General features: G+C 68.6%; 35 protein-coding genes. 25 read left to right on the plus strand and 10 right to left on the minus strand.

Annotated elements, in window-relative coordinates:
* Window positions 1-3: 3 nt before the first annotated feature.
* Genes ACYVGD_RS11935 through ACYVGD_RS11945 form a run of 3 tightly spaced genes read left to right on the plus strand, consistent with a single transcriptional unit; the run spans window position 4 to window position 2,320 of the window.
* Complete coding sequence (locus ACYVGD_RS11935) at window positions 4-930, plus strand: acyl-CoA dehydrogenase family protein (RefSeq protein WP_460743882.1); 927 nt, start codon at window positions 4-6, stop codon at window positions 928-930.
* A complete protein-coding gene (locus ACYVGD_RS11940) occupies window positions 927-1,730 on the plus strand; it encodes a PIG-L deacetylase family protein (protein ID WP_460743883.1) in 804 nt (267 codons plus the stop codon). The genes ACYVGD_RS11935 and ACYVGD_RS11940 overlap by 4 nt, the downstream gene beginning before the upstream one ends.
* Window positions 1,727-2,320, plus strand: a complete 594-nt coding sequence (locus tag ACYVGD_RS11945; RefSeq protein ID WP_460743884.1) for an SAM-dependent methyltransferase — start codon at window positions 1,727-1,729, stop codon at window positions 2,318-2,320. The genes ACYVGD_RS11940 and ACYVGD_RS11945 overlap by 4 nt, the downstream gene beginning before the upstream one ends.
* 4 nt (window positions 2,321-2,324) lie before the next feature.
* Here ACYVGD_RS11945 and ppk2 read toward each other — a convergent pair whose 3' ends face one another.
* From ppk2 to treY, 4 genes are read right to left on the minus strand one after another with little or no spacing between them, the layout of a single operon-like run.
* Window positions 2,325-3,179 (minus strand): polyphosphate kinase 2, encoded by an 855-nt coding sequence (gene ppk2, locus ACYVGD_RS11950; RefSeq protein ID WP_460743885.1) that lies wholly within the window; start codon window positions 3,177-3,179, stop codon window positions 2,325-2,327.
* A 19-nt stretch (window positions 3,180-3,198) separates the two neighbouring features.
* A complete protein-coding gene (locus ACYVGD_RS11955; RefSeq protein WP_460743886.1) occupies window positions 3,199-3,609 on the minus strand; it encodes a VOC family protein in 411 nt (136 codons plus the stop codon).
* 10 nt (window positions 3,610-3,619) lie between these two features.
* Window positions 3,620-4,072, minus strand: coding sequence for a helix-turn-helix domain-containing protein (locus ACYVGD_RS11960; RefSeq protein WP_460743887.1), 453 nt, complete (start codon window positions 4,070-4,072; stop codon window positions 3,620-3,622).
* Between the two features lies 1 nt (window position 4,073).
* Window positions 4,074-6,344: a malto-oligosyltrehalose synthase gene (treY, locus tag ACYVGD_RS11965; RefSeq protein WP_460743888.1), complete on the minus strand. Its 2,271-nt coding sequence runs from the start codon at window positions 6,342-6,344 to the stop codon at window positions 4,074-4,076.
* 91 nt (window positions 6,345-6,435) lie between these two features.
* Here treY and ACYVGD_RS11970 point away from each other — a divergent pair, with 91 nt between their 5' ends.
* Entirely contained in the window at window positions 6,436-6,642 is a 207-nt protein-coding gene (locus ACYVGD_RS11970) for a DUF4921 family protein (RefSeq protein WP_460743889.1), read from the plus strand.
* Window positions 6,643-6,887: 245 nt separating this feature from the next.
* On the opposite strand, the gene ACYVGD_RS11975 is transcribed toward ACYVGD_RS11970, so the two are convergent.
* Entirely contained in the window at window positions 6,888-8,756 is a 1,869-nt protein-coding gene (locus ACYVGD_RS11975) for a Na+/H+ antiporter (protein WP_460743890.1), read from the minus strand.
* A 362-nt stretch (window positions 8,757-9,118) separates the two neighbouring features.
* Between ACYVGD_RS11975 and rpsJ the strand changes: the two genes are divergently transcribed.
* Genes rpsJ through rpsQ form a run of 11 tightly spaced genes read left to right on the plus strand, consistent with a single transcriptional unit; the run spans window position 9,119 to window position 14,777 of the window.
* Window positions 9,119-9,427, plus strand: a complete 309-nt coding sequence (gene rpsJ / locus ACYVGD_RS11980; protein ID WP_012923688.1) for a 30S ribosomal protein S10 — start codon at window positions 9,119-9,121, stop codon at window positions 9,425-9,427.
* Window positions 9,428-9,442: 15 nt separating this feature from the next.
* Window positions 9,443-10,108, plus strand: a complete 666-nt coding sequence (rplC, locus tag ACYVGD_RS11985; RefSeq protein ID WP_460743891.1) for a 50S ribosomal protein L3 — start codon at window positions 9,443-9,445, stop codon at window positions 10,106-10,108.
* The gene (rplD, locus tag ACYVGD_RS11990) at window positions 10,105-11,028 is read left to right on the plus strand and encodes a 50S ribosomal protein L4, sunset domain variant (RefSeq protein ID WP_460743892.1); all 924 of its coding nucleotides are present in this window, start codon (window positions 10,105-10,107) and stop codon (window positions 11,026-11,028) included. Before rplC ends, rplD begins: the two co-directional genes overlap by 4 nt.
* A complete protein-coding gene (gene rplW, locus ACYVGD_RS11995; protein ID WP_460743893.1) occupies window positions 11,025-11,336 on the plus strand; it encodes a 50S ribosomal protein L23 in 312 nt (103 codons plus the stop codon). The genes rplD and rplW overlap by 4 nt, the downstream gene beginning before the upstream one ends.
* Window positions 11,337-11,360: 24 nt before the next feature.
* Complete coding sequence (gene rplB / locus ACYVGD_RS12000; RefSeq protein WP_460743894.1) at window positions 11,361-12,197, plus strand: 50S ribosomal protein L2; 837 nt, start codon at window positions 11,361-11,363, stop codon at window positions 12,195-12,197.
* Window positions 12,198-12,212: 15 nt separating this feature from the next.
* On the plus strand, window positions 12,213-12,500 hold the full coding sequence (gene rpsS, locus ACYVGD_RS12005; RefSeq protein WP_460743895.1) for a 30S ribosomal protein S19: 288 nt from the start codon (window positions 12,213-12,215) through the stop codon (window positions 12,498-12,500).
* A 35-nt stretch (window positions 12,501-12,535) separates the two neighbouring features.
* Window positions 12,536-12,982 (plus strand): 50S ribosomal protein L22, encoded by a 447-nt coding sequence (gene rplV / locus ACYVGD_RS12010; protein ID WP_460744095.1) that lies wholly within the window; start codon window positions 12,536-12,538, stop codon window positions 12,980-12,982.
* A gap of 1 nt (window position 12,983) precedes the next feature.
* Entirely contained in the window at window positions 12,984-13,808 is an 825-nt protein-coding gene (rpsC, locus tag ACYVGD_RS12015; protein ID WP_460743896.1) for a 30S ribosomal protein S3, read from the plus strand.
* A 2-nt stretch (window positions 13,809-13,810) separates the two neighbouring features.
* A complete protein-coding gene (gene rplP / locus ACYVGD_RS12020) occupies window positions 13,811-14,230 on the plus strand; it encodes a 50S ribosomal protein L16 (protein ID WP_460743897.1) in 420 nt (139 codons plus the stop codon).
* Window positions 14,230-14,481: a 50S ribosomal protein L29 gene (gene rpmC / locus ACYVGD_RS12025; RefSeq protein ID WP_460743898.1), complete on the plus strand. Its 252-nt coding sequence runs from the start codon at window positions 14,230-14,232 to the stop codon at window positions 14,479-14,481. Before rplP ends, rpmC begins: the two co-directional genes overlap by 1 nt.
* A 2-nt stretch (window positions 14,482-14,483) precedes the next feature.
* Window positions 14,484-14,777: a 30S ribosomal protein S17 gene (gene rpsQ, locus ACYVGD_RS12030; protein ID WP_460743899.1), complete on the plus strand. Its 294-nt coding sequence runs from the start codon at window positions 14,484-14,486 to the stop codon at window positions 14,775-14,777.
* Window positions 14,778-15,066: 289 nt separating this feature from the next.
* Here rpsQ and ACYVGD_RS12035 read toward each other — a convergent pair whose 3' ends face one another.
* The 5 genes from ACYVGD_RS12035 to ACYVGD_RS12055 are packed head-to-tail and all read right to left on the minus strand — an operon-like array spanning window position 15,067 to window position 17,185.
* Window positions 15,067-15,507: a hypothetical protein gene (locus tag ACYVGD_RS12035; RefSeq protein WP_460743900.1), complete on the minus strand. Its 441-nt coding sequence runs from the start codon at window positions 15,505-15,507 to the stop codon at window positions 15,067-15,069.
* The gene (locus tag ACYVGD_RS12040) at window positions 15,504-15,971 is read right to left on the minus strand and encodes a hypothetical protein (protein ID WP_460743901.1); all 468 of its coding nucleotides are present in this window, start codon (window positions 15,969-15,971) and stop codon (window positions 15,504-15,506) included. The genes ACYVGD_RS12035 and ACYVGD_RS12040 overlap by 4 nt, the downstream gene beginning before the upstream one ends.
* Entirely contained in the window at window positions 15,971-16,435 is a 465-nt protein-coding gene (locus tag ACYVGD_RS12045; protein WP_460743902.1) for a WXG100-like domain-containing protein, read from the minus strand. The genes ACYVGD_RS12040 and ACYVGD_RS12045 overlap by 1 nt, the downstream gene beginning before the upstream one ends.
* Before the next feature lies 1 nt (window position 16,436).
* The gene (locus tag ACYVGD_RS12050) at window positions 16,437-16,754 is read right to left on the minus strand and encodes a hypothetical protein (RefSeq protein WP_460743903.1); all 318 of its coding nucleotides are present in this window, start codon (window positions 16,752-16,754) and stop codon (window positions 16,437-16,439) included.
* The gene (locus tag ACYVGD_RS12055; protein ID WP_460743904.1) at window positions 16,751-17,185 is read right to left on the minus strand and encodes a hypothetical protein; all 435 of its coding nucleotides are present in this window, start codon (window positions 17,183-17,185) and stop codon (window positions 16,751-16,753) included. Before ACYVGD_RS12055 ends, ACYVGD_RS12050 begins: the two co-directional genes overlap by 4 nt.
* Window positions 17,186-17,481: 296 nt before the next feature.
* Between ACYVGD_RS12055 and rplN the strand changes: the two genes are divergently transcribed.
* The 10 genes from rplN (at window position 17,482) to rplO (ending at window position 21,821) form a co-directional block, all read left to right on the plus strand.
* Entirely contained in the window at window positions 17,482-17,850 is a 369-nt protein-coding gene (gene rplN / locus ACYVGD_RS12060; protein WP_460743905.1) for a 50S ribosomal protein L14, read from the plus strand.
* Window position 17,851: 1 nt separating this feature from the next.
* Window positions 17,852-18,223 (plus strand): 50S ribosomal protein L24, encoded by a 372-nt coding sequence (rplX, locus tag ACYVGD_RS12065; RefSeq protein WP_460743906.1) that lies wholly within the window; start codon window positions 17,852-17,854, stop codon window positions 18,221-18,223.
* On the plus strand, window positions 18,223-18,879 hold the full coding sequence (gene rplE / locus ACYVGD_RS12070; RefSeq protein ID WP_460743907.1) for a 50S ribosomal protein L5: 657 nt from the start codon (window positions 18,223-18,225) through the stop codon (window positions 18,877-18,879). Before rplX ends, rplE begins: the two co-directional genes overlap by 1 nt.
* An 8-nt stretch (window positions 18,880-18,887) precedes the next feature.
* Entirely contained in the window at window positions 18,888-19,073 is a 186-nt protein-coding gene (locus ACYVGD_RS12075; RefSeq protein WP_460743908.1) for a type Z 30S ribosomal protein S14, read from the plus strand.
* Window positions 19,074-19,171: 98 nt separating this feature from the next.
* A complete protein-coding gene (gene rpsH, locus ACYVGD_RS12080; protein WP_460743909.1) occupies window positions 19,172-19,579 on the plus strand; it encodes a 30S ribosomal protein S8 in 408 nt (135 codons plus the stop codon).
* 28 nt (window positions 19,580-19,607) lie between these two features.
* The gene (gene rplF, locus ACYVGD_RS12085; protein WP_460743910.1) at window positions 19,608-20,150 is read left to right on the plus strand and encodes a 50S ribosomal protein L6; all 543 of its coding nucleotides are present in this window, start codon (window positions 19,608-19,610) and stop codon (window positions 20,148-20,150) included.
* A gap of 2 nt (window positions 20,151-20,152) precedes the next feature.
* Window positions 20,153-20,536 carry a 50S ribosomal protein L18 gene (gene rplR, locus ACYVGD_RS12090; RefSeq protein WP_460743911.1) on the plus strand — a complete coding sequence of 128 codons (384 nt, stop codon included), beginning with the start codon at window positions 20,153-20,155 and terminating at the stop codon, window positions 20,534-20,536.
* 25 nt (window positions 20,537-20,561) lie between these two features.
* Complete coding sequence (gene rpsE / locus ACYVGD_RS12095; protein ID WP_460743912.1) at window positions 20,562-21,197, plus strand: 30S ribosomal protein S5; 636 nt, start codon at window positions 20,562-20,564, stop codon at window positions 21,195-21,197.
* Window positions 21,197-21,379, plus strand: a complete 183-nt coding sequence (gene rpmD / locus ACYVGD_RS12100) for a 50S ribosomal protein L30 (RefSeq protein ID WP_460743913.1) — start codon at window positions 21,197-21,199, stop codon at window positions 21,377-21,379. Before rpsE ends, rpmD begins: the two co-directional genes overlap by 1 nt.
* 1 nt (window position 21,380) lies before the next feature.
* On the plus strand, window positions 21,381-21,821 hold the full coding sequence (gene rplO, locus ACYVGD_RS12105) for a 50S ribosomal protein L15 (RefSeq protein ID WP_460743914.1): 441 nt from the start codon (window positions 21,381-21,383) through the stop codon (window positions 21,819-21,821).
* Window positions 21,822-21,917 lie beyond the last annotated feature (96 nt).

Genomic DNA, 21,917 nt, shown 5'->3' on the forward strand with positions numbered 1-21,917 from the left:
TCCATGGACGACATTGCCGCCAGCGTACGGGCGCAGCTCGGTGACCCGTTGCCACTGCCCGGGCGCGGGGCCACCGTCGAACGGTGGCGCGCCCTGCGCGCCGGAGCTGCCCGCGACGTCGTCGTCGGGCGCCTTGTCGAGGCCCACTGGGACGCCGACGCGATCCTCGCCGACCTTGATCGACAACGTGTACGCCCCGGTGAGTGGTGGGGTGTGTGGGCCGCCGAGCCGCCGCAGCCACGGGTGGTCGCCGACGGCGAGCACGGCACGGTGCGGCTCGCGGGGGCCAAGCCATGGTGCTCCGGCGCTGGCTGGTGCACCCACGCCCTGCTGACGGTGCGGTCGACCGACGACCGTCGCCTCCTCGTCGCCGTCGACCTCGACCAGCCCGGCGTGACCGTCGAGGCGGGTCCGTGGCACAACGCCGGCATGGCGGCCAGCCGCACCTGGACGGTTCACCTCGACGACGTCGTGGGCGAGGTCGTGGGCACGGGGGAGGACTACCTGGGCCGTCCGGGGTTCTGGCACGGCGGTGCCGGCGTGGCCGCCTGCTGGTTGGGCGGTGCCGACGCGGTGGCGCGTACGCTGCGTGGCCGCGTCCGTGACGACCATTCCCGTGCCCACCTGGGGGCGGTCGACGCCGCTCTGGAAGGGGCACGATGGGCCTTCGACGCCGCTGGCGCCGAGCTCGACGCCGCCGCCGGCGAAACGGTGGAGGCAGCACGGGTCCGGGCGCTGCGCCTGCGGGCGCTCGCGGAGGCGGCAGCCACGGCCACCCTCGACCACGTCGGCCGTGCCCTCGGCGCGTCGACTCTGTGCCTCGACGAGGGCCACGCGCGGGCCGTCGCCGACCTGACCGTCTACGTCCGCCAGAGTCACGCCGAGCGTGACCTCGCCGCGCTGGGCGGCCTCCTCGAGGAGGAACGATGAACATGTCCGAAGCCGATCGCCCGCTCGGGACCGAAGTCGATCGCCCCCTCGGCTCCAACGCCGACCGGCTCGGCGTCGTCGCCGAGACCGCCGACCGGGGCACCCCGGCCGAGTCGTGGGCACCGTACCTCTCCGCACGTCCAGCCCTCGACCTCGACCTCCTCGTGCCACCCGCGTGCTCGCGCGTGCTCGTCGTCGCGCCTCACCCTGACGACGAGGTCCTCGGCGTGGGCGCCCTTGCCGCACGGCTGGTCTCCCGCGTTGAGGTCGTCGTGCTGGCGGTCACCGACGGCACCGCCGCGTACCCCTCGCTCGACCCAGGGGAGCTCGCCGCCACACGCATCCGCGAGTCGGAGGCCGCCTGTGCGGTGCTGGGGATCCCCGAGCCGCTCCGCCTCCGGCTGCCCGACGGGGACGTCGGCGTCCACGAGGACACCCTCGTTGCGTGCCTCGCCGACGTGTTGACGCCGACCACGCTGTGCCTGGCGACGTGGCGCGGCGACGGCCACCCCGACCACGAGGCGACGGGCCGCGCCGCCGCCCGCGCGTGCGCCGACATGGGCGTGCCGCTGGCGGAATACCCGGTCTGGGCGTGGCACTGGGCCCGGCCCGACGACGACTCCCTCCCTCTCGATCGCGCCGCCGCTATCGCGCTCACCCCCGACGAGGTGGCCCGCAAGTCCGAGGCTGTGCGCTGCTACACCAGCCAGATCAGCTCGCCCGCCGAGGGGATCGAACCCGTGCTGCCATCGTTCGTCCTCGAGCGCCTCGTGACTGACCGCGAGGTCCTGTTCCTGTGAGGCGCGAGCACTTCGAGGCGATGTACGCCGCCTCCAACGACCCCTGGGGGTTCGAGTCGCGCTGGTATGAGGAGCGCAAGCGCGCGATCACCCTCGCCTCCCTGCCACGGCGTCGCTACCGCAGCGGTCTCGAGCCGGGCTGCTCCATCGGCGTGCTCACCGAACTGCTCGCGGCGCGCTGCGACCGGTTGGTTGCCTGCGACGTCGTCGAGGCGGCGGTGGAGCGTACGCGCCGGCGCGTGGCCGGGCTGCCCGTCGACGTACGCCGCTGGGCGCTCGGCGACCCTTGGCCGGACGAGGCGTACGACCTTGTCGTGCTCAGCGAGGTCGCGTACTACCTGGAGGCGGACGCTCTGCGCGACGCGGCGGCGGACGCCGCGGCCCACCTGACCGGAGACGGCCACCTGGTGGCCGTTCACTGGCGGCACCCGGTGGCGGAACACCCGCTGGGCGGTGACGAGGCCGACGCGCTCGTCCGGGCGGGATCGGGTCTCGCCGTGGTCGCCGACCACGTCGAGACCGACTTCCGCCTCAGCGTGCTGGCCCACGTGCCGCGCTCGGTCGCCGATCAGGAGGGCCTGGTCGGCTGAGAGCTCAGGTGCGCTCGCGCCCGTGCCTGAGCTTCTTGCCCTCCCTCTCCTCGACGGTCTTCGGCAGGGTCGCCGCGTAGTCGGGGACCTCGTGCTGGAGCTGCCGGTCGGGGCGCTGGTAGCCGGTCGACGGCGGCCGCTTCGGGAACTCGATCTCGGGCACCGGCACGTCCTCGTAGGGGATCGAGTCGAGCAGGTGCTTGATCATGTTGATGCGGGCGCGGCGCTTGTCCTCCGACTCGACCACGTTCCACGGCGCCTCGGGGATGTCGGTGTGCACGAGCATCTCGTCCTTCGCGCGCGAGTAGTCCTCCCAGCGGGTCAGCGACTCGAGGTCGGTGGGGGAGAGCTTCCAGCGGCGCATGGGGTCGGTCAGCCGCGAGCGGAAGCGCTTCTCCTGCTCCTTGTCCGACACCGAGAACCAGTACTTGCGCAGCAGGATGCCGTCCTCGATGAGCAGGCGCTCGAAGATCGGCGTCTGGTGGAGGAAGCGGTGGTACTCGGCCTGGGTGCAGTAGCCCATGACCTTCTCGACGCCCGCGCGGTTGTACCAGGACCGGTCGAACAGCACGATCTCGCCGACCGCGGGCAGGTGCTCGACGTAGCGCTGGAAGTACCACTGCGTCTGCTGCCGGTCGGTCGGCGCGGGGAGCGCGACGATCTTGGCCACGCGCGGGTTGAGGTATTCGGTGACGCGCTTGATCGCGCCGCCCTTGCCGGCGGCGTCGCGGCCCTCGAAGACCACCACGACGCGCTGGCCCGTGGCCTTCACCCACTCCTGCATCTTGACCAGCTCGGCCTGCAGGCGCAGGAGCTCGGCCTCGTAGACGCCCTTGTCGAGTCGCTTCGTCTTCCCCATCCGGCGATCGTACGCCGGCTCAGCCCCGCGGCGGCTGGGTGATGCGGATCTGGTTGCCGAACGGGTCGCGCAGGGCCATGTCGGTGCCGTACTCGCGCTCCATGGGCTCCTGGGTGATCTCGGCGCCGCGCTCGGTGAGGGTGGCGTACGCGGCGTGGACGTCGTCGGTCTGCAGCACGACCCACGTGGTGGCGCCGCGGGCGGTGAGCTCGACGACCTGCTCGGCGGTGGCGGGGTCCAGCGACGGCGCGCCCGGCCGCTGCAGGATGATCTCGCGCTCGGGGTGGCCCGGCAGGCTGATCGTGAGCCAGCGCATGACGCCGAGGTCGGCGTCGGTGTGGACCTCGAACCCGAGCACCTCGGTGTAGAACCGCAGGGCGGCGTCCTGGTCGGAGACGAACAGGGGCGTGATGGCGATGTTGGTGAACATGGCCACCACGCTACGGGCCGGTCGCCGCGCCCGCTTCTCCGAAATCGGCGTCCGCGGACCCGGCGGCCGGCCCGGCGTGGGCCGCCGGCCGGCCCGCCGCCATGACCCAGCACCCCGGCGCCGGCGGGAGCGGCCCCAGCGCGCGGTGGGCGGTCGGCGTACGCCCCATCAGGCGGCCGAAGGTGCGGGTGAACGTGCCGACCGAGCCGTAGCCGACGGCGTACGCGATGTCGGTGACCGGCCGGTCGGTCGTGCGCAGCAGCACCGCGGCGCGCTCGATCCGGCGCCGGTAGAGGTACTGGTGGGGCGTCTCGCCGAACGTGGCGGCGAACGCGCGCAGGAACTGGCTCGGCGAGAGGTGGACCACCGCCGCCAGCGCCGGCAGGTCGAGCGGCTCGGCGTAGCGGCGGTCCATCACGTCACGGGCCCGGAGCAGGGCCCGCGTCCGCGCCACGTCGGCCACGTCAGTCCCGCACGAGCAGCGCCACCGGCAGCCGGTCGAGCACGTCGGCTACGCGCACGCGACCGGAGTGGCGTACGCCGGTGAGCACGTCGGTGCAGGGCGGGAGGTCGATCATGGTCTCGCGCCAACCTCCCTCGGTCGCCAGCGTGTACGGCAGGCGCGTGGCAAGCGTGATCGCCCCGCCGCGGTCGAACGCCACCAGGTGCTCGGCCGCCCCGCCCTCGGCGCGCAGCGGCGCGTACGTGGTGAACAGCTCGGGGCGGTCGCGGCGCAGGCGCAACGCTTTCGTGACGACCCACAGCTTCGCGGCTCCCGTGCCTTCGACGTGGGGGGGCTCGTCGCGCGCGAGGATGGCGCGGCGCGCGGCGAAGTCGACCGGTCGACGGTTGTCGGGGTCGACGAGCGAGTCCTCCCACAGCTCGGTGCCCTGATAGACGTCGGGCACGCCGGGCATCGTCAGCTGGACGAGCTTCTGGGCCAGCGAGTTCGACCAGCCCGGTTGTTCGATCAGGGACAGGAAGCGCTCGACGTGATCGTTGAGCACCTCGTCGTCGTACACCGCGTCGACCAGCCCGTGCACCGCGGACTCGAAGTCGGCGTCGGGGTCGTTCCAGGTGGTGCCGTCGGCGGCTTCGCGGGCGGCCTTCTCGGCGTACGCGTGGAGGCGCTCGCGCTCGACGAGGCCCGCGCCGACGACGTTCTGGGCGAGGAAGTAGACGAACGCGCGGTTCGGAACATCGCGACCGTGGGCGAGGAAGTCGGCGGCGAGCTCGGCCCAGTGGTCGCCGACCTCGCTCAGGACGGCGAGGCGGGCGCGGACGTCCTCGCCGCGCTTGGTGTCGTGGGTCGACAACGAGGTCATCGACCGGGGCTGGGTGGCCTGGCGCCGCTCCTGCTCGGCGTGGAAGCCGTCGAGGGTCTGGCCGAACGCGGCTGGGTTGCCGCCGACCTCGTTGAGCCCGACGAACCGCGCGTAGCGGTAGTAGGCCGTGTCCTCCACACCCTTGGCCATGACGGCGCCGGAGAACTGCTGGAAGCGGCGCGCGACCTCGTTGTATCGGTCCGACAGCACCGGCACGAGCGCGTCGAGCGCGGCGGCCAGCTCGGGCCTCTCCGCCCGGGCGGCGTCGGCCGCGGCCTGCAGATGCTCGACCCCGTCGGGCACGTAGGAGCGGTAGACCTCCATGTGGGCGGCCAGCTCGGTGATCGCCTCTCGCGCACCGTCGACCGGCTCGGGCAGAAGCGCCACGAGGCGACCCAGCTCGGCCGGCAGCAGCACGGTCGCGGCCATGCGCTTGCCCCGCAGGATATGTTCGGCGAGGTCGCCCTTGTCGCCGGTCAACTCGCGGTAGAGCCGGGTGAAGCGCTCCTCGGCGCGCGGGTCGACCATGAGCCGGCCGATCTCGTTCATCGCGTCGTAGCCCGTCGTGCCCTCCACCGGCCAGTCGTGGGGGAGCACCTCCCCGTGCTCGAGGATCTTCTCGGCGACGATCCATTGCTCGGGTGCCTTCTCGCGCAGGCGCTGCAGGTAGGCGCCCGGATCGACCAGGCCGTCCGGGTGGTCGATCCGCAGGCCCTCGATGTGGTCCTCGTTGACCCAGCGCAGCACCCGCTCGTGGGTCGCGTCGAACACGGCCTCGTCCTCGACGCGTACGCCGGCGAGCGTCGTCACGGCGAAGAAGCGGCGGTAGTTCAGCTGGGCGGCGCCTTCGCGCCACGGGGCGAGGCGGTAGTGCTGGCGGGCGAGCACGTCGCTGACGGAGTCGCCGTCGGCGTACGTCCCCTCGGCGACCGGGAAGCGGTGCTCGTGGTAGCGGACCTCGGGACCTTCGTCGCCGTCGGCGAGGACGACGTTCTCGATGTCGTCGCCCAGCACCGGGACCAGCACGGGCTCGCGGGTCCAGTCGATGTCGAACCAGCCCGCGTACGCGGAGTCGCGCCCCTTCGCCAGCACGTCCCACCACGCGGGGTTCTGCTCGGGCACGGAGATGCCGAGGTGGTTCGGCACGATGTCGACCACGATCTTGAGCCCGCGTTCGCGCGCCGCGTGGACCAGCGCCTGCCAGCCCTCCTCGCCGCCGCGCGTCGGGTCGATCCTAGTGGGATCGGTGGTGTCGTAGCCGTGGTCGGAGTCGGTCGTCGCGGTCAGCAGCGGCGACAGGTAGTAGGCGTCGGCGCCCAGCTCGGCCAGATAGTCGGCGAGGTCGGCCGCGTCCTGCAGCGTCAGCGAGGGGCGGATCTGGAATCGATAGGTCGAGAGGGGCGTCTGCACGGGCCCACCCTAGCGACTGCGCGAACCACCTCGAGGGGCAGGATATAGCCGGGCAGATCACCCATCTTTCCCTACCGCCTACCTGCAGAGGATGGCCGACGGCACCGTCGAGCAGCCCAACCCCTTCACCGGGTCGCAGGTGTGGACCGTGCCCGGTCGCGGCAACCGGCCGGGCCCACGTGCTGAAGGGCGTACGCCAGCGCGCACTCGCCGCCGGCCACGACGCCTCGTTCGACCATCTCCACAAGCAGTTGGTCGCGATCGACGACCGCGGCTTCAAAAACGAGACGAGCCGTAGCGGCTGCGCCAGCACCCCAACCTGGCGCCGAGAACGACCACGCGATCCTCTTCGTCGGCTTCGGCCACCGCTACCCCACGGTGTCGACGCTCGCGAGGTCCGAGGGCGGCACGAAACCGCGCCCTGCGCTGACGCGCGGGCGTCGGCCCGCGTGCCGAATCAGCAGAAAGTTGCCCCCCAGACGCCCTGGAACGGCGCGCTGAGCAGCATTATTCGCAGATTCAGCACGCCCACCGAGCCCCTGCTCAGCTCCCGAGGAGCTCGTCGACGTAGCACCACCGCCAGGACTCGCCCGGCTCGACCGAGCGCATGACCGGGTGGCCGGTCTCCTCGAAGTGGCGGGTGGCGTGGTGGCCCTCCGAGGAGTCGCAGCAGCCGACGTGCCCGCACACGAGGCACATGCGCAGGTGCACCGGCGCGGTGCCCTCGCGCTCGCAGCCGCTGCACACCGGACCGTCGCCGTCCGGTGCGTGCGTGAACGGCGTCTCGGCGAGGTGGTCGCAGGGCGACTCGGGGAGGGCCGGCTCGAGCGGCGACCCGACGACCTGTGCGGCGCGCTCGTCGACGCGTACGAGCATCGACTCCTCCATGTCGAGGGCGACGAGCACGTGGGCCAGCACCTCTTGGTCGACCTCGCCCCCGCCCCGCATCCGCAGCACGGCCGCACGTTCGGCCTCGAGCGCGGTCAGGCGCAGGCGACGGTACGCGTCCGACGGGGTGTCGACCTCGTCGGCCGTGCGTCCCAGCCGTTCCCAGGCGGCGTTGACGCGGTTCTCGTAGGTCTCGGTGAGCCGGTCGAGGACGGCCTGGTCGTTCGGCCCGGCGGCACGCTCGGCCGCAACGAGCCCCTCACGCATGGCCGTCTGCAGCACCGTGGCCTCCTGAAGGGCGTCCTCGCGCGGGTCGGGGCCGCGCACGCCCAGGTGCCTGGCGAGCGCGGGCAGGGTGAGGCCCTGGAGGATGAGCGTGCCCAGCGTGGTGACCAGCGCGACGAGCACGAGCGTCGCCCGCAGGGGCGTCGAGAGCGGGAGGGTGAGGGCGGCGGCCAACGTGACCACGCCGCGCATGCCGGCCCACGAGACCACCGCGGACTCCTGCCACGACAGGTGCGGCTCGCGCCCACGCCGCCTGTCAGGCACCAGCCACAGCCGGCTCACGGTCATCCAGGCCACACGAAGCACGATGACCGTCAGGAGGGTCGCCCCGCAGGCCAGCGCCAGCCGGGCCGGGGACGACTCGGCCATGCCCTCGGCGAAGATGCGACGCACCTGCAGGCCGATCATGAGGAACACCGAGTTCTCGAGCAGGAACTGCACCGTCGCCCAGTTGAGGCGCTGGGACATGCGGGCCTGGGCGGTCTGGTGGGTCTGGCTGGCGTGTCCGACGAGCAGGCCGGCCACCACCACGGCCAAAACGCCCGACGCGTGCATTTCCTCGGCGGGGACGTACGCGACGAACGGCACGAGAAAGCTCAGGACGGTCGTCACGAGCGGGTCCTCGATGCGCTTGAACACGAGCGTGCCGACCTTGGCGACGACGACGCCGACCAGCACCGCGACGAGCACGGCCTTCGCGAAGTCGAGTCCGACGGCCACGACGGTCACGGGGGCCGCGAGGGCCGCCACGGCCGTACGCAGCGACACCAGCGCGGTGGCGTCGTTGACCAGCGACTCGCCCTCCAGGATGGTCACGACCCGGCGGGGGAGCCCGATCTGACGCGCGACGGCCGTCGCGGCGACGGCATCCGGTGGTGCGACGACCGCGCCGAGGGCGAACGCCGCGGCGAATGGCACGTCGAGGACCCGCCACAGTACGAGGCCCACGCCGAGGGCAGTGAACAGCACCAGACCGACCGACAGCCAGCCGATCGCGGAGATGTTCTCGCGGAAGTCCACCAACGACGTGTTGACCGCTGCGGCATACAGCAGGGGAGGCAGGATGCCGACCAGCACGAGCTCGGGGGAGAGGTGAGGTTCGTGGACGAAGGGCACGTAGGACCCGATAACGCCCAGTAGGAGCAGGAGCAGGGGGCCCTGCACGCGCAGGCGCTGGGCGAGGACCGTGCCGGCCATGACGGTGACGGCGAACACGGTGAGCTGGATGACGATCTCCACGGTCACATTCTCCCGGCTGGACACCCCAGGGGGCGAACGACGCCGGATTTGGTCTCGTCGGCGATGTCTGTCAAGATAGTCAGGTTGCTCCGGCGGGTCGCCGGGGTGCAGCCATGGAAACAGGGCATTTGATAACTGGACAGAAGTGACCTTCCCCCTCCAGAACCCTGCCGTGCGTTGCGCCGAACCGTGAGACCCGGCCGGGTGAGTGTCACTTCAGCCAGACAGTGAAAGTGGAGCACAGTGCTGCTCCGCACGCGTCCAGCAGGTGCGACACGCCCGACCGCGTGGGTCGGAGCAATGCATGAACTGGCGGCTCACCAGAGCCATCCGGACCAGCAGGGACGAGAGAAGGACGAACTGTGGCGGGACAAAAGATCCGCATCAGGCTCAAGGCCTATGACCACGAGGTCATCGATTCGTCGGCGCGCAAGATCGTCGACACGGTGACGCGTACGGGTGCCAAGGTCGCCGGCCCGGTGCCGCTGCCGACCGAGAAGAACGTGTTCTGTGTGATCCGTTCGCCCCACAAGTACAAGGACAGCCGCGAGCACTTCGAGATGCGTACGCACAAGCGGCTCATCGACATCATCGATCCCACCCCGAAGACCGTCGACTCGCTCATGCGTCTCGACCTGCCGGCGGGCGTGGATATCGAGATCAAGCTCTGAGGGACGTGATCTGACATGAGCACCACCGTTGAACGCAACGTCAAGGGCATCCTGGGCACCAAGCTCGGCATGACCCAGCTGTGGGACGACAACAACAAGGTCGTCCCCGTCACCGTGATCCAGGCTGGCCCCTGTGTCGTCACGCAGGTCCGTACGCCCGAAGCCGACGGCTACAACGCCGTCCAGCTCGGCTTCGGCGCCGTCAAGGCCAAGAAGGTCACCAAGCCGTCCGCTGGCCATTTCGAGAAGGCCGGCGTGACCCCCCGCAAGCATCTCGTCGAGCTGCGCACCGCCGATGCCTCGTCCTACGAGCTCGGCCAGGAGCTGAACGCCGACGTGTTCGAGGCCGGCAACGTCGTCGACGTCACCGGTGTCAGCAGGGGCAAGGGCACCGCCGGTGTCATGAAGCGCCACGGCTTCCACGGCCTGCGCGCCTCCCACGGTGTCCACCGCAAGCACCGCTCGCCGGGCTCCATCGGCGGCTGCGCGACCCCCGGTCGCGTCTTCAAGGGCCTGCGCATGGCTGGCCGCATGGGAGTCGACAAGGTGACCGTGCAGAACCTCGAGATCCACTCGGTCGACACCGAGCGCGGCCTCATCCTCGTCAAGGGTGCGGTCCCCGGCGTCAAGGGCGGCCTGGTCGTCCTGCGTACCGCTTCGAAGAAGGGTGAGAAGGCATGAGCGACCTCAGCATCGACGTCCTCGACGCCGAGGGCAAGAAGGCCGGCACCGCCGACCTGCCGGCCGACCTGTTCGGCCTCGAGCCGAATGTGCCGCTGATCCACCAGGTCGTCGTGGCCCAGCTGGCTGCGGCCCGCCAGGGCACCCACGACACCAAGGGTCGTGGCGAGGTCTCCGGCGGCGGCAAGAAGCCGTGGCGGCAGAAGGGCACCGGTCGCGCCCGGCAGGGCTCGACGCGTGCCCCGCAGTGGGTCGGTGGTGGTACTGTCCACGGCCCCACCCCGCGTGGCTACGCCCAGAAGACCCCCAAGAAGATGATCGCCGCCGCCCTCCGCGGTGCGCTGTCCGACCGCGCCCGCGACGGCCGCCTATACGTGGTCAAGTCGCTGGTCGAGGGTGGCGCACCCTCCACCAAGGCCGCCCTCGCCGCACTGGCCGCGGTCACCAAGACCGACAAGGTCCTGGTGGTGCTCGGTCGTGACGAGGACGTCGCCTGGCTGTCGCTGCGCAACGCCGCGAACATCCACGCGCTGGCCGTCGACCAGCTCAACGCCTACGACGTGCTCGTCGCCGACGAGGTCGTCTTCACCCAGGCCGCCCTCGACGCGTTCGTCGCCGGCCCGGCCAAGGGTAAGTCGGTCAAGGCCGTCGGCGTCTCCGAGGACACCTCGGAGCCGACCAACGCCGACCTCGCCGCTGCCGCCGAGGCCGAGGACCAGAAGGACTACGGCAAGGGCTCATTCCGGGGCGCCAAGCCGCCGAAGGGCTTCGACATCAAGGGCAACGAGGACTCGATGAAGTTCCACACGCCCGAGTCGCAGTGGTACGACACCACCATCGCCGAGGTCTGGTTCGACAGCGAGGAGTCGGCCGAGGCTGCCGGCTTCACCAACGTCATGAAGGGCAAGGAGTCCAAGTGAGCGACGCACTCAAGATCCGCGACCACCGCGACGTCCTGCTCGCGCCCGTGGTCTCCGAGAAGAGCTACGGCCTGATCGACCAGAACATGTACACGTTCCTGGTCGCGCCGGACGCCAACAAGACCGAGATCAAGATCGCCGTAGAGACGGTCTTCGGGGTCAAGGTCACCGCCGTCAACACGATCAACCGCAGCGGCAAGAAGCGCCGCACGCGCGCCGGCTGGGGCAAGCGTCCCGACACCAAGCGTGCCATCGTGACCGTTGCCGACGGCCAGCGCATCGACATCTTCGCCGGCTCGGCCAGCTGACCGGGAAGCTGAGAGGAAGAAGCCATGGGTATTCGTAAGTACAAGCCGACAACGCCGGGCCGTCGCGGTTCGTCCGTTGCCGACTTCGTCGAGGTGACCCGGTCGACGCCGGAGAAGTCGCTCCTCGCTCCGAAGAGCAAGACCGGCGGTCGCAACAACACCGGTCGCATCACCACCCGTCACATCGGCGGTGGACACAAGCAGGCCTACCGCATCGTCGACTTCAAGCGCTACGACAAGGATGGCGTCCCGGCCAAGGTCGCTCACATCGAGTACGACCCGAACCGCACCGCCCGCGTCGCGCTGCTCCATTACGCCGACGGTGAGAAGCGCTACATCATCGCCCCGCACAACCTGACGCAGGGCGCCGTGGTCGAGGCCGGCGAGGGCGCCGACATCAAGCCGGGCAACAACCTGGCGCTGCGCAACATCCCGGTCGGTACGACGGTCCACTGCGTGGAGCTCCGCCCCGGTGGCGGCGCCAAGCTCGGCCGTTCGGCTGGCGCGGCGATCCAGCTGGTCGCCCGTGAGGGCAAGATGGCGACGCTGCGCATGCCCTCGGGCGAGATGCGCATGGTCGACGTCCGCTGCCGCGCCACGGTCGGCGAGGTCGGCAACGCCGAGCAGTCGAACATCAACTGGGGCAAGGCCGGCCGCTCGCGCTGGAAGGGCAAGCGCCCGACCGTCCGCGGCGTCGTCATGAACCCGATCGACCACCCGCACGGTGGTGGCGAGGGTCGCACCTCCGGTGGCCGTCACCCGGTCTCCCCGTGGGGCAAGCCCGAGGGTCGCACCCGGGACAAGAACAAGGCGAGCAATCGTCTCATCGTCCGTCGCCGCAAGTCCGGCAAGAAGCGCTGAGCAGGAGTCTGAGATATGCCACGCAGCCTGAAGAAGGGTCCCTTCGTCGATGACCACCTCCTGAAGAAGGTGGAGGTCCAGGCGGAGAAGGGTTCGAAGAACGCCGTGATCAAGACCTGGTCGCGCCGCTCGATGATCATCCCCGAGATGATCGGCATGACGATCGCGGTGCACGACGGCCGCAAGCACGTGCCGGTGTTCGTCACCGACTCCATGGTCGGTCACAAGCTGGGCGAGTTCGCGCCCACGCGTACGTTCAAGGGTCACGTCAAGGACGACCGCAAGTCGAAGCGCGGCCGCTGAGCCAGCGTGAGGGATAGGAACAGAATCTGATGAGCATCGAAGAGAAGGCACGGCCCAGCCGCCGCGCCGCACTGCTCGGGGATCGTCCTGGCTCGTACGCCATCGCGCGTCACGTCCGGATGTCCCCCACCAAGGTGCGCCGTGTCGTGGACATCGTCCGCGGCATGGACGTCAACGAGGCCCTGACGGTGCTGAAGTTCGCACCGCAGGCCGCCGCGGAGCCCGTCTACAAGGTCGTCGCCAGCGCCGCCGCGAACGCGGAGAACACCGACTCGCTGCGTGCCGACGACCTCTACATCTCCCAGGCGTTCGTGGACGAGGGTGTGACCATGCGTCGCATCCGCGCCCGCGCCAAGGGCTCCGCGTCGCGCATCCTCAAGCGCGGCAGCCACATCACCGTGGTCGTCGAGCCCCGAGAGGCCCGTGAGAACACGCCGAAGAAGGCCAACAAGGCCGCGAACGAGACCGAGAAGGAGGCCTGAGATGGGTCAGAAGATCAACCCGCACGGCTTCCGCCTCGGGATCACGACCGACCACAAGACCCGTTGGTTCGCCGAGAAGAATTACAAGGAGATGGTGGGCGAGGACGTCAAGATCCGTGACTTCCTCACGTCCAACCTCGAGCGCGCCGGCATCTCGTCGGTCGAGATCGAGCGTCGCTCCGAGCGCGTGACCATCTTCCTGTACGCCGCCCGCCCGGGCATCGTCATCGGCCGCAACGGCGCCGAGGCGGAGCGTGTGCGCGGCGAGCTCGAGAAGCTCACCGGCAAGCAGGTCCAGCTGAATATCCTCGAGGTCAAGAACCCCGAGATCGATGCCCAGCTGGTGGCCCAGGGCGTCGCCGAGCAGCTCGGTCAGCGTGTCGCCTTCCGTCGCGCCATGCGCAAGGCCCAGCAGTCGGCCATGCGCGCCGGCGCCAAGGGCATCCGCATCAAGTGCTCCGGCCGTCTCGGCGGTGCCGAGATGTCGCGCTCGGAGTTCTACCGCGAGGGTCAGGTGCCGCTGCACACCCTGCGCGCCGACATCGACTACGGCTTCTACGAGGCGCGTACGACGTTCGGGCGCATCGGCGTGAAGGTCTGGATCTACAAGGGCGACGTCTCGGGTACGCGTGCTGAGCGCGCAGCCCAGAAGGCCGCTCGCAACAACGCCCCGGGTGGCCGTGGTGGCCGTCCCCAGCGCGGTGGCCGTCCCGGCCGCGGTGACCGTCCGGAGCGCGGCGGCCGCCGTCGTGCCGAGGGCGCCGAGGGCGCGAACAACGACGCAGCCGCGCAGGCTGCTCCCGCTACCGAGACCGCAGGAGCCTGATCATGCTGGTACCTCGTCGAGTCAAGTACCGCAAGCAGCACCACCCCAAGCGCACCGGCATGTCCAAGGGTGGCAACCAGCTCGCTTTCGGTGAGTACGGCATCCAGGCCCTCGAGGCCGCCTACGTGACGAACCGTCAGATCGAGTCCGCTCGTATCGCCATGACCCGTCACATCAAGCGTGGTGGCAAGGTGTGGATCAACATCTACCCCGACCGCCCGTTGACCAAGAAGCCCGCCGAGACCCGAATGGGTTCCGGCAAGGGCTCGCCCGAGTGGTGGGTCGCCAACGTCAAGCCCGGACGCGTCATGTTCGAGCTCTCCGGCGTCCCCGAGGAGGTGGCTCGCGAGGCCATGCGCCTCGCGATCCACAAGCTCCCCATGAAGGCCCGCTTCATCAAGCGCGAAGGTGGTGACCAGTGATGGCGAAGACTCTTGTTGCCGCCGAGCTCCGCGGCCTGTCGCGCGACGAGCTGAACAAGAAGGTTGTCGAGCTGAAGGAGGAGCTGTTCTCGCTCCGCTTCCAGGCGGCCACCGGCCAGCTCGAGTCGCACGGTCGGCTGCGCGCCGTCCGCAAGGACATCGCCCGCATCTACACCGTGCTCCAGGAGCGCAACCTGGGCATCGTGGACGAGCCTGATGTCGACCAGCCCGAGACGAAGAAGAAGGCGTGATCATGGCTGAGAACACCACCGAGAAGACCACCGAGTCGACCGAGCGCACCTCGGCCCGCAAGGTTCGCGAGGGCATGGTCGTGTCCGACAAGATGGACAAGACCATCGTCGTCGCTGTCGAGGACCGCGTGAAGCACCGCCTCTACGGCAAGGTCATGACCAAGACCGTGCGCCTCAAGGCCCACGACGACAACAACGAGGCCGGCCAGGGCGACCGCGTGCGCATCATGGAGACGCGCCCGCTGTCGCGCACCAAGCGCTGGCGTCTGCTCGAGATCGTCGAGAAGGCCAAGTGAGCCTCACCGGCTGACCGTTTGCGAAGGGTCGCTCCCCGAGGGGGAGCGGCCCTTCGCTTTAAGGCCGGTTGCGGACCGGTGCGACCCGGTGGGTCAGGCGTGCGCTCGGCCCAGGCGACCAGTTCGCCCGGACCGCCGCCGCGAGGGCCGAGCAGAGTCGGGCGTTCAGTTCGGTCGTGCTGGCACGCTACGCGCCGGGTGAGCGGTGTATGGCAAAGACCCAACCGGCGGTCGCTCCTCGGGGCCGTTCACTCGGGAGAGTTGCGGGTGAACGGGCGGTCTGGCCCGGTCACGGGAGGTCGTGCATGATCGTGATCAGCCGACATGTGGTGTTACTGAAATCGAGGTGCAGGTGACCCTGGTCGAGGGTGAACCTGTGCCACGGCCCGTGGTCGCCGTGCCCCGAGGCTTCGGGAGTGCCGAGGAGGGTGAGGGCCTGCTCCTGGGTGAAGTCGATGGGGAGACCCTCGATGAGCGGGCGCTCCCATGTGCCAAGCTCGGGGTCGTCGGGGTCGGTGGTTCGATGGAAGAAGACGGTGGTCAGGACCGCACCTTCGTAGAGGAACTCGACGCCTTCGCCGTTGAAGGACCAGTAGGTCTCCCCGTCGGCCATGGTTTCGGGGACGAAGGCTGTTCCCACCTCGTCGACGGCATCCAAGATCGCGTCGTCGCCCTCGGACCTGCCCAGGACCTTGGTGAAGGCGGTGATCGGACCGTTCAGGCCGCTCATATCCCCTGCTTCCTGTTTCGTTCGCGGATTTTTTCCAGCGTAGCGTTGATGCGCTCTTCGGAGTGTCCGTTCTCCCGCATTGTCTGCCGCATTTGGGCGAGATCGCGTTCTTGTGCTGCGTTGAGGTCCTTCGCGTCGTTCGCGATCTGTTCCGGGGTGTTCTTGTTCTTGTAGGTTCGGCTTTTCGCGTGGTCCGCGTCGCGGACCGCGATCGTGGTGCCCTCCTGCTCGATGCGACGAGCCTCGGCCTTGGTCAGCTTGCGGCCCAGACGGTCCTCCTCGGCCTTCTTGAGTGCAGCCGCTGAAGGGATGTGGTCGTGCTGCATCTTGTCGTGGGGACGCGCGCGGTTGTTCAGGCCTCGGTAGGAGTCGACCTCGAACTCCCTGACGCCCTTCTTGTTGTATTTCAGCTTGGGGTTGATCTGCTTCGCGATGCCTTTCGCGAGTCGCGTGGGTTTTGCCATCAGCCGACTCCGTTCAGCACGCGGTCGACCACGACGTTGATCGCGGCGTCGATGGCCCACTTGACGCCCTGGCGTACGACGAGGGCGCCGGGGCCGGAGGCGAGGCTGACTGCCAGGATCGCGAGCTGGGCGATGACCGCGAGTTTCATGGTGACGACGATCCCGGAGCAGACCGAGCAGCAGGTGGAGGCGATGTCACAGGCCTCCTTGAAGCTGCCGAGGGCGTCGGCGTTGTTGTCGGGATCATTCATCCGGGCCATGAAGGCGTCGATCCCCGTGCCCTCGTTCTGGCCGTGGACGTGCCTGATCGCGGCGTTCACCTCACCCTGGGAGGACAGCGCGGAGGCGCCCAGCGCCGTGAACTCACCGGCCCATTGCGTGAGCACGTCCTCGTTCGTCGCGGGCCAGTCGTACCCGATGTATTCGAGGGCGGTCCGCAGCCAGTCGGGGAGCGTCATCGCCATGTCACATCATCTCCTTGGCAATGTGTGTGTTGGCGATCTCGACATCGGCGTACGCCTTGCCCGTTCGTGACAGGCCGGCCCCTTCGATGGACAGTCCCTCCGAGATGCCGTCAACGGTTTCCTGCAGGGCCTCGAACATCGACGGCACGACGATCGCGAATGCGGTGTCGGCCAGCGTGCCTCCGTTGTTGCAGCCGAGCTGGTCGACGCTCATGCCGCCCAGGGCGCCCGATGCCGCGCCGCGAAATCCTTCGGCGGCGTCGGCGAACCCCCGTCCAGCCTTCGTCCACGACGCGGGCGCGATCCGTTCGTTGGTCATGCCCGACGCATCCTCTCGCTCAAGTTGTCCATCGCTCGACCAAAGGCCGCGTGGAACTCGCCCGAGAAGCCCAGCAGCTCCCGGTGGACATCATTCATGTCGCCTGCGGCGGCCCGGGCCTCCTCGAGCTCGGCCTTCAGGTATCCACCCAGCACCGTGTTCACCGCCTCGGTGACGGTTGTCTCGATCTGTTCCAGCGTGGCGACCTGGGCCCAGGCCAGCTCGATCCGAATCGAGGACACCCGGTAGTCGCGGATCGTGACGTGGACCCGCTCGTCGGGGTCGCTACCGGACAGCTCGCGCTCCGAGGACAACTCGAAGAGCTCGGGGCGGGTGGGGTTCGCGTCGGCCCAGGCCGCGGTACGCTCCACCAGTTGGTCGTACAGGTCCGGCATCGTGGGCCCCTGGCCCGAGGACTCGAATCTCGACATGTGCGCCTCCTCGTGAAAAAGCGTACATCTTGAGGGTCAGGGACAGGTGCGCTCACGAACGCGAGCGGGCGTCGATTTCCGCCCTGTGGTGTCGAGGCCTCGGATTTCGCCACCGGGCGTACGCGATGTACGCTGTTCAGGTTGCCCAGCGTCGAGCCCGGGGTGAGTCATGCCCGGGGACCTTCGCTGTGCAGCCGACACCAATGTCCGTTCCACCAGGCCCGCCCGCACAGACCTGGACCCAAGAGCCAGTGCAACACGGTGTCGGGAACCGGTGAGACAAACAGGAGAACTCAATGATCCAGCAGGAGTCGCGACTCAAGGTCGCCGACAACACTGGTGCCAAGGAAATCCTTTGCATCCGTGTTCTCGGTGGTTCCGGTCGTCGCTACGCGGGTATCGGTGACACCATCGTCGCCACCGTCAAGGACGCGATCCCCGGTGGCAACGTCAAGAAGGGCGACGTGGTCAAGGCCGTCGTCGTCCGCACCGTCAAGGAGCGCCGTCGTGCCGACGGCTCTTACATCAAGTTCGACGAGAACGCCGCCGTCATCCTCAAGAACGACGGCGAGCCGCGCGGCACGCGCATCTTCGGCCCGGTCGGCCGCGAGCTGCGCGAGAAGAAGTTCATGCGCATCGTCTCGCTCGCCCCGGAGGTGATCTGACATGGCGAACAACCTTCATGTGAAGAAGGGTGATCGTGTCATGGTCATCGCGGGCAAGGACAAGGGCACCGTGGGGGAGATCCTCTCGGTCGACCCCCAGGCCCAGCGCGTCGTCGTCGAGGGTGTGAACATCGTCAAGCGCCACAGGCGCGAGCAGCCGACCCCGACGGGCAAGACCGAGGGCGGCATCATCTCGGCCGAGGCCCCGATCCACGCGTCCAACGTCCAGCTTGTCGTGAAGGTCGACGGCAAGGAGGTCGTCACCCGTGTCGGCTTCAAGCGCGAGGAAGTCACCAAGCGCCGCCCGGACGGCACCGAATACAAGGCGGAGCGCTCTGTGCGTATCGCCCGCAAGACCGGGAAGGAGATCTGATGACCGAGACGATCGAGGCCTCGGAGCAGAAGACCAGGGGCCAGAACGTGCCCCGAGAGCTCCCGCGTCTGAAGAAGCACTACCGCGAGGCCATCAAGCCGGAGCTGCAGCAGGAGTTCGGCTACGCGAACCCCATGCAGGTCCCCGGTCTGGTGAAGATCGTGGTGAACATGGGTGTCGGCGACGCCGCGCGTGACTCGAAGGTCATCGACGGTGCCATCAAGGACCTGACGGCCATCACCGGCCAGAAGCCCTCAGTCACCAAGGCCCGCAAGTCGATCGCCCAGTTCAAGTTGCGTGAGGGCCAGCCCATCGGCTGCCACGTCACGCTGCGCGGCGACCGCATGTGGGAGTTCGCCGACCGTCTGCTGACGCTCGCCCTCCCGCGTATCCGTGACTTCCGTGGCCTCAACGCCCACCAGTTCGACGGCAAGGGCAACTACACCTTCGGCCTCACCGAGCAGGTCATGTTCCACGAGATCGACCAGGACAAGATCGATCGCGTGCGCGGCATGGACATCACCTTCGTGACGACGGCCACCAATGACGAGGAGGGCCGCGCTCTGCTGAAGCACCTCGGCTTCCCGTTCAACGACAACCCGAAGCCGGCGAAGGCCAAGGCCAAGGGCCCGGCGTACGCACGGAAGAAGAAGTGAGATAACCGATGGCAAAGACAGCTCTGAAGGTCAAGCAGTCCCGCAAGCCGAAGTTCGCCGTGCGCGGTTACACCCGTTGCCAAAGGTGCGGCCGTCCCAAGGCCGTCTTCCGCAAGTTCGGCCTGTGCCGAGTCTGCCTCCGCGAGATGGCTCACGCCGGTCAGCTGCCCGGTGTGACCAAGTCCTCTTGGTGACCTGTTCTTCCTAAATTTCATTCAACCCGCAGAAGGTCCCCCGGGAGACTCCGTGTTGCCCGGGTGTGAAACCACTGCGAGAAAGAGGCTTTCACGCCATGACGATGACTGATCCCATCGCAGACATGCTGACGCGTCTGCGTAACGCCAACCAGGCGTTCCACGACTCGACCTCCATGCCGCATTCGAAGATCAAGGCGGGCATCGCCGAGATTCTCAAGCAGGAGGGCTACATCACCGATTTCGAGGTCACCGAGCCCGCCGAGGGTGAGGTCGGCAAGACCTTGAAGATCACACTGAAGTACGGCCAGAACCGTGAGCGTTCGATTGCCGGCGTACGCCGCATCTCGAAGCCCGGCCTGCGCGTGTACGCCAAGTCCAACGAGCTCCCCAAGGTGCTCGGCGGTCTCGGCATCGCCATCATCTCGACCTCTCAGGGCCTCCTGACTGATCGTGATGCCAATTCCAAGAGCGTTGGCGGGGAAGTCCTCGCCTACGTCTGGTGATCCGAAGCTAGACGAGAGGAGACACACAATGTCCCGCATTGGCAAGATGCCGATCGCAGTCCCGTCCGGTGTCGAGATCACCATTGATGGACAGGACGTGCAGGTCAAGGGCCCCAAGGGCCAGCTGACCCACACCGTTCCCTCCCCGATCACGGTCGCCAAGGCCGAGTCGGGCGAAATCGAGGTCTCGCGCCCCAACGACGAGCGACAGTCGCGTTCGCTCCACGGCCTGACCCGTACGCTCATCGCCAACATGGTGACCGGCGTGACCGAGGGCTACGAGAAGAAGCTCGAGATCGTGGGCGTGGGCTACCGCGTCATCGCGAAGGGTCCGACCCAGCTCGAGTTCAACCTGGGCTTTTCCCACCCGGTGAACATCCAGGCGCCCGAGGGCATCACGTTCGCCGTCGAGGGCCCGACCAAGTTCTCGGTCCAGGGCATCGACAAGCAGGCCGTGGGCGAGGTTGCGGCCAACATCCGCAAGATCCGCAAGCCGGAGCCCTACAAGGGCAAGGGCGTGCGCTACGCCGGCGAGCACGTGCGCCGCAAGGTCGGAAAGGCTGGTAAGTGATCATGGGTATCGCACTGTCCAACAACAAGGGCATGGCCGCGAAGTCGGCCTCGCGCATCCGTCGCCAGGTCCGCGGCCGCAAGAAGATCTTAGGCTCGGCCGAGCGTCCGCGCCTGGTCGTCTCGCGCTCGGCGAAGCACGTCTTCGCCCAGGTCATCGACGATTACCGCGGTGTGACGCTGGCGTCCGCCTCCACCATGGAGGCCGACCTGCGTTCCTTCGACGGCGACAAGTCGGAGAAGGCGAAGAAGGTTGGTGGCCTGATCGCGGATCGCGCGAAGCAGGCCGGCATCGAGAGCGTGGTCTTCGACCGCGCTGGCAACAAGTACCACGGTCGCATCGCGGCGCTGGCTGACGGCGCACGCGAGGGCGGTCTGGACTTCTGACAACGACGGAAACGAGGAGATAGCGATGAGCAACACCGCTACCCAGGGCACCCAGGGCCGAGGCCAGCAGGGTGGCCGAGGCAACGGCGAGCGTCGCGGCCGCGATGACCGTCGGGGCCAGCAGCGCGAAGAGAAGAGCATGTACATCGAGCGCGTGGTTGACATCAACCGCGTCGCGAAGGTCGTGAAGGGCGGTCGACGCTTCAGCTTCACCGCTCTGGTCGTCGTCGGTGACGGCGAGGGCATGGTCGGCGTCGGCTACGGCAAGGCCAAGGAGGTTCCGGCCGCGATCGCCAAGGGCGTCGAGGAGGCGAAGAAGCACTTCTTCCGCGTCCCCCGCGTCCAGGGCACCATTCCCCACCCCGTCCAGGGTGAGAAGGCTGCCGGCGTCGTGATGCTGCGTCCGGCTTCGCCCGGTACCGGCGTCATCGCGGGCGGCTCCTGCCGCGCCGTCCTCGAGTGCGCCGGCATCCACGACGTGCTCGCCAAGTCGCTGGGCTCGCCCAACGCGATCAACGTGGTGCACGCGACCGTGGCCGCGCTGCAGGGTCTCGAGGAGCCTGCAGCCGTCGCCAAGCGTCGTGGCAAGGCCGTCGAGGACGTCGTCCCCGCCGCCCTGCTCCGCGCCTACAACGCCAAGCCGGAAGAGGAGGCCAACTGATGGCTCGTCTCAAGGTGACGCAGACCCGGTCCGAGATCGGCTGCAAGCAGAACCAGCGCGACACCCTGCGTACGATCGGCCTCAAGCGCATCGGCGATGTGGCCGTCAAGGAAGACCGTCCCGAGATCCGCGGGATGCTCAAGACTGTGACTCACCTGATCAGCGTCGAGGAGGTCGACTGACATGGCACTGAAGGTCCATCACCTTCGCCCCGCCCCGGGCGCCAAGACCGCCAAGACCCGCGTGGGTCGCGGTGAGGGCTCCAAGGGCAAGACCGCCGGCCGCGGCACCAAGGGCACCGGCGCTCGCAAGAACACCCCCGAGAACTTCGAGGGTGGCCAGATGCCGATGCACATGCGTGTGCCGAAGCTTCGTGGTTTCAAGAACCCGTTCCGCACGGAATACCAGGTCGTGAACCTGGCCAAGCTGAACGAGCTGTTCCCCGAGGGTGGCAAGGTCGAGGTCGACGACCTCGTCTCCAAGGGCGCCGTGCGCGCCGGTCACCCGGTGAAGGTCCTCGGTAACGGTGAGCTCACCGTCGCCGTCCAGGTGTCCGCCGACAAGTTCTCGGCGTCCGCCAAGGAGAAGATCGAGAAGGCGGGCGGCTCGGCCACCGAGCTCTGATCCACCCAACGCGCGAGGCGGTCCCGGGAAACCGGGGCCGCCTCGTGTTCGTTCGCGGGCTTTTCCGCCCCTCGCCGTTTTCGGTTTCTGGGCCCC

Source organism: Mariniluteicoccus endophyticus (genome assembly GCF_054780035.1).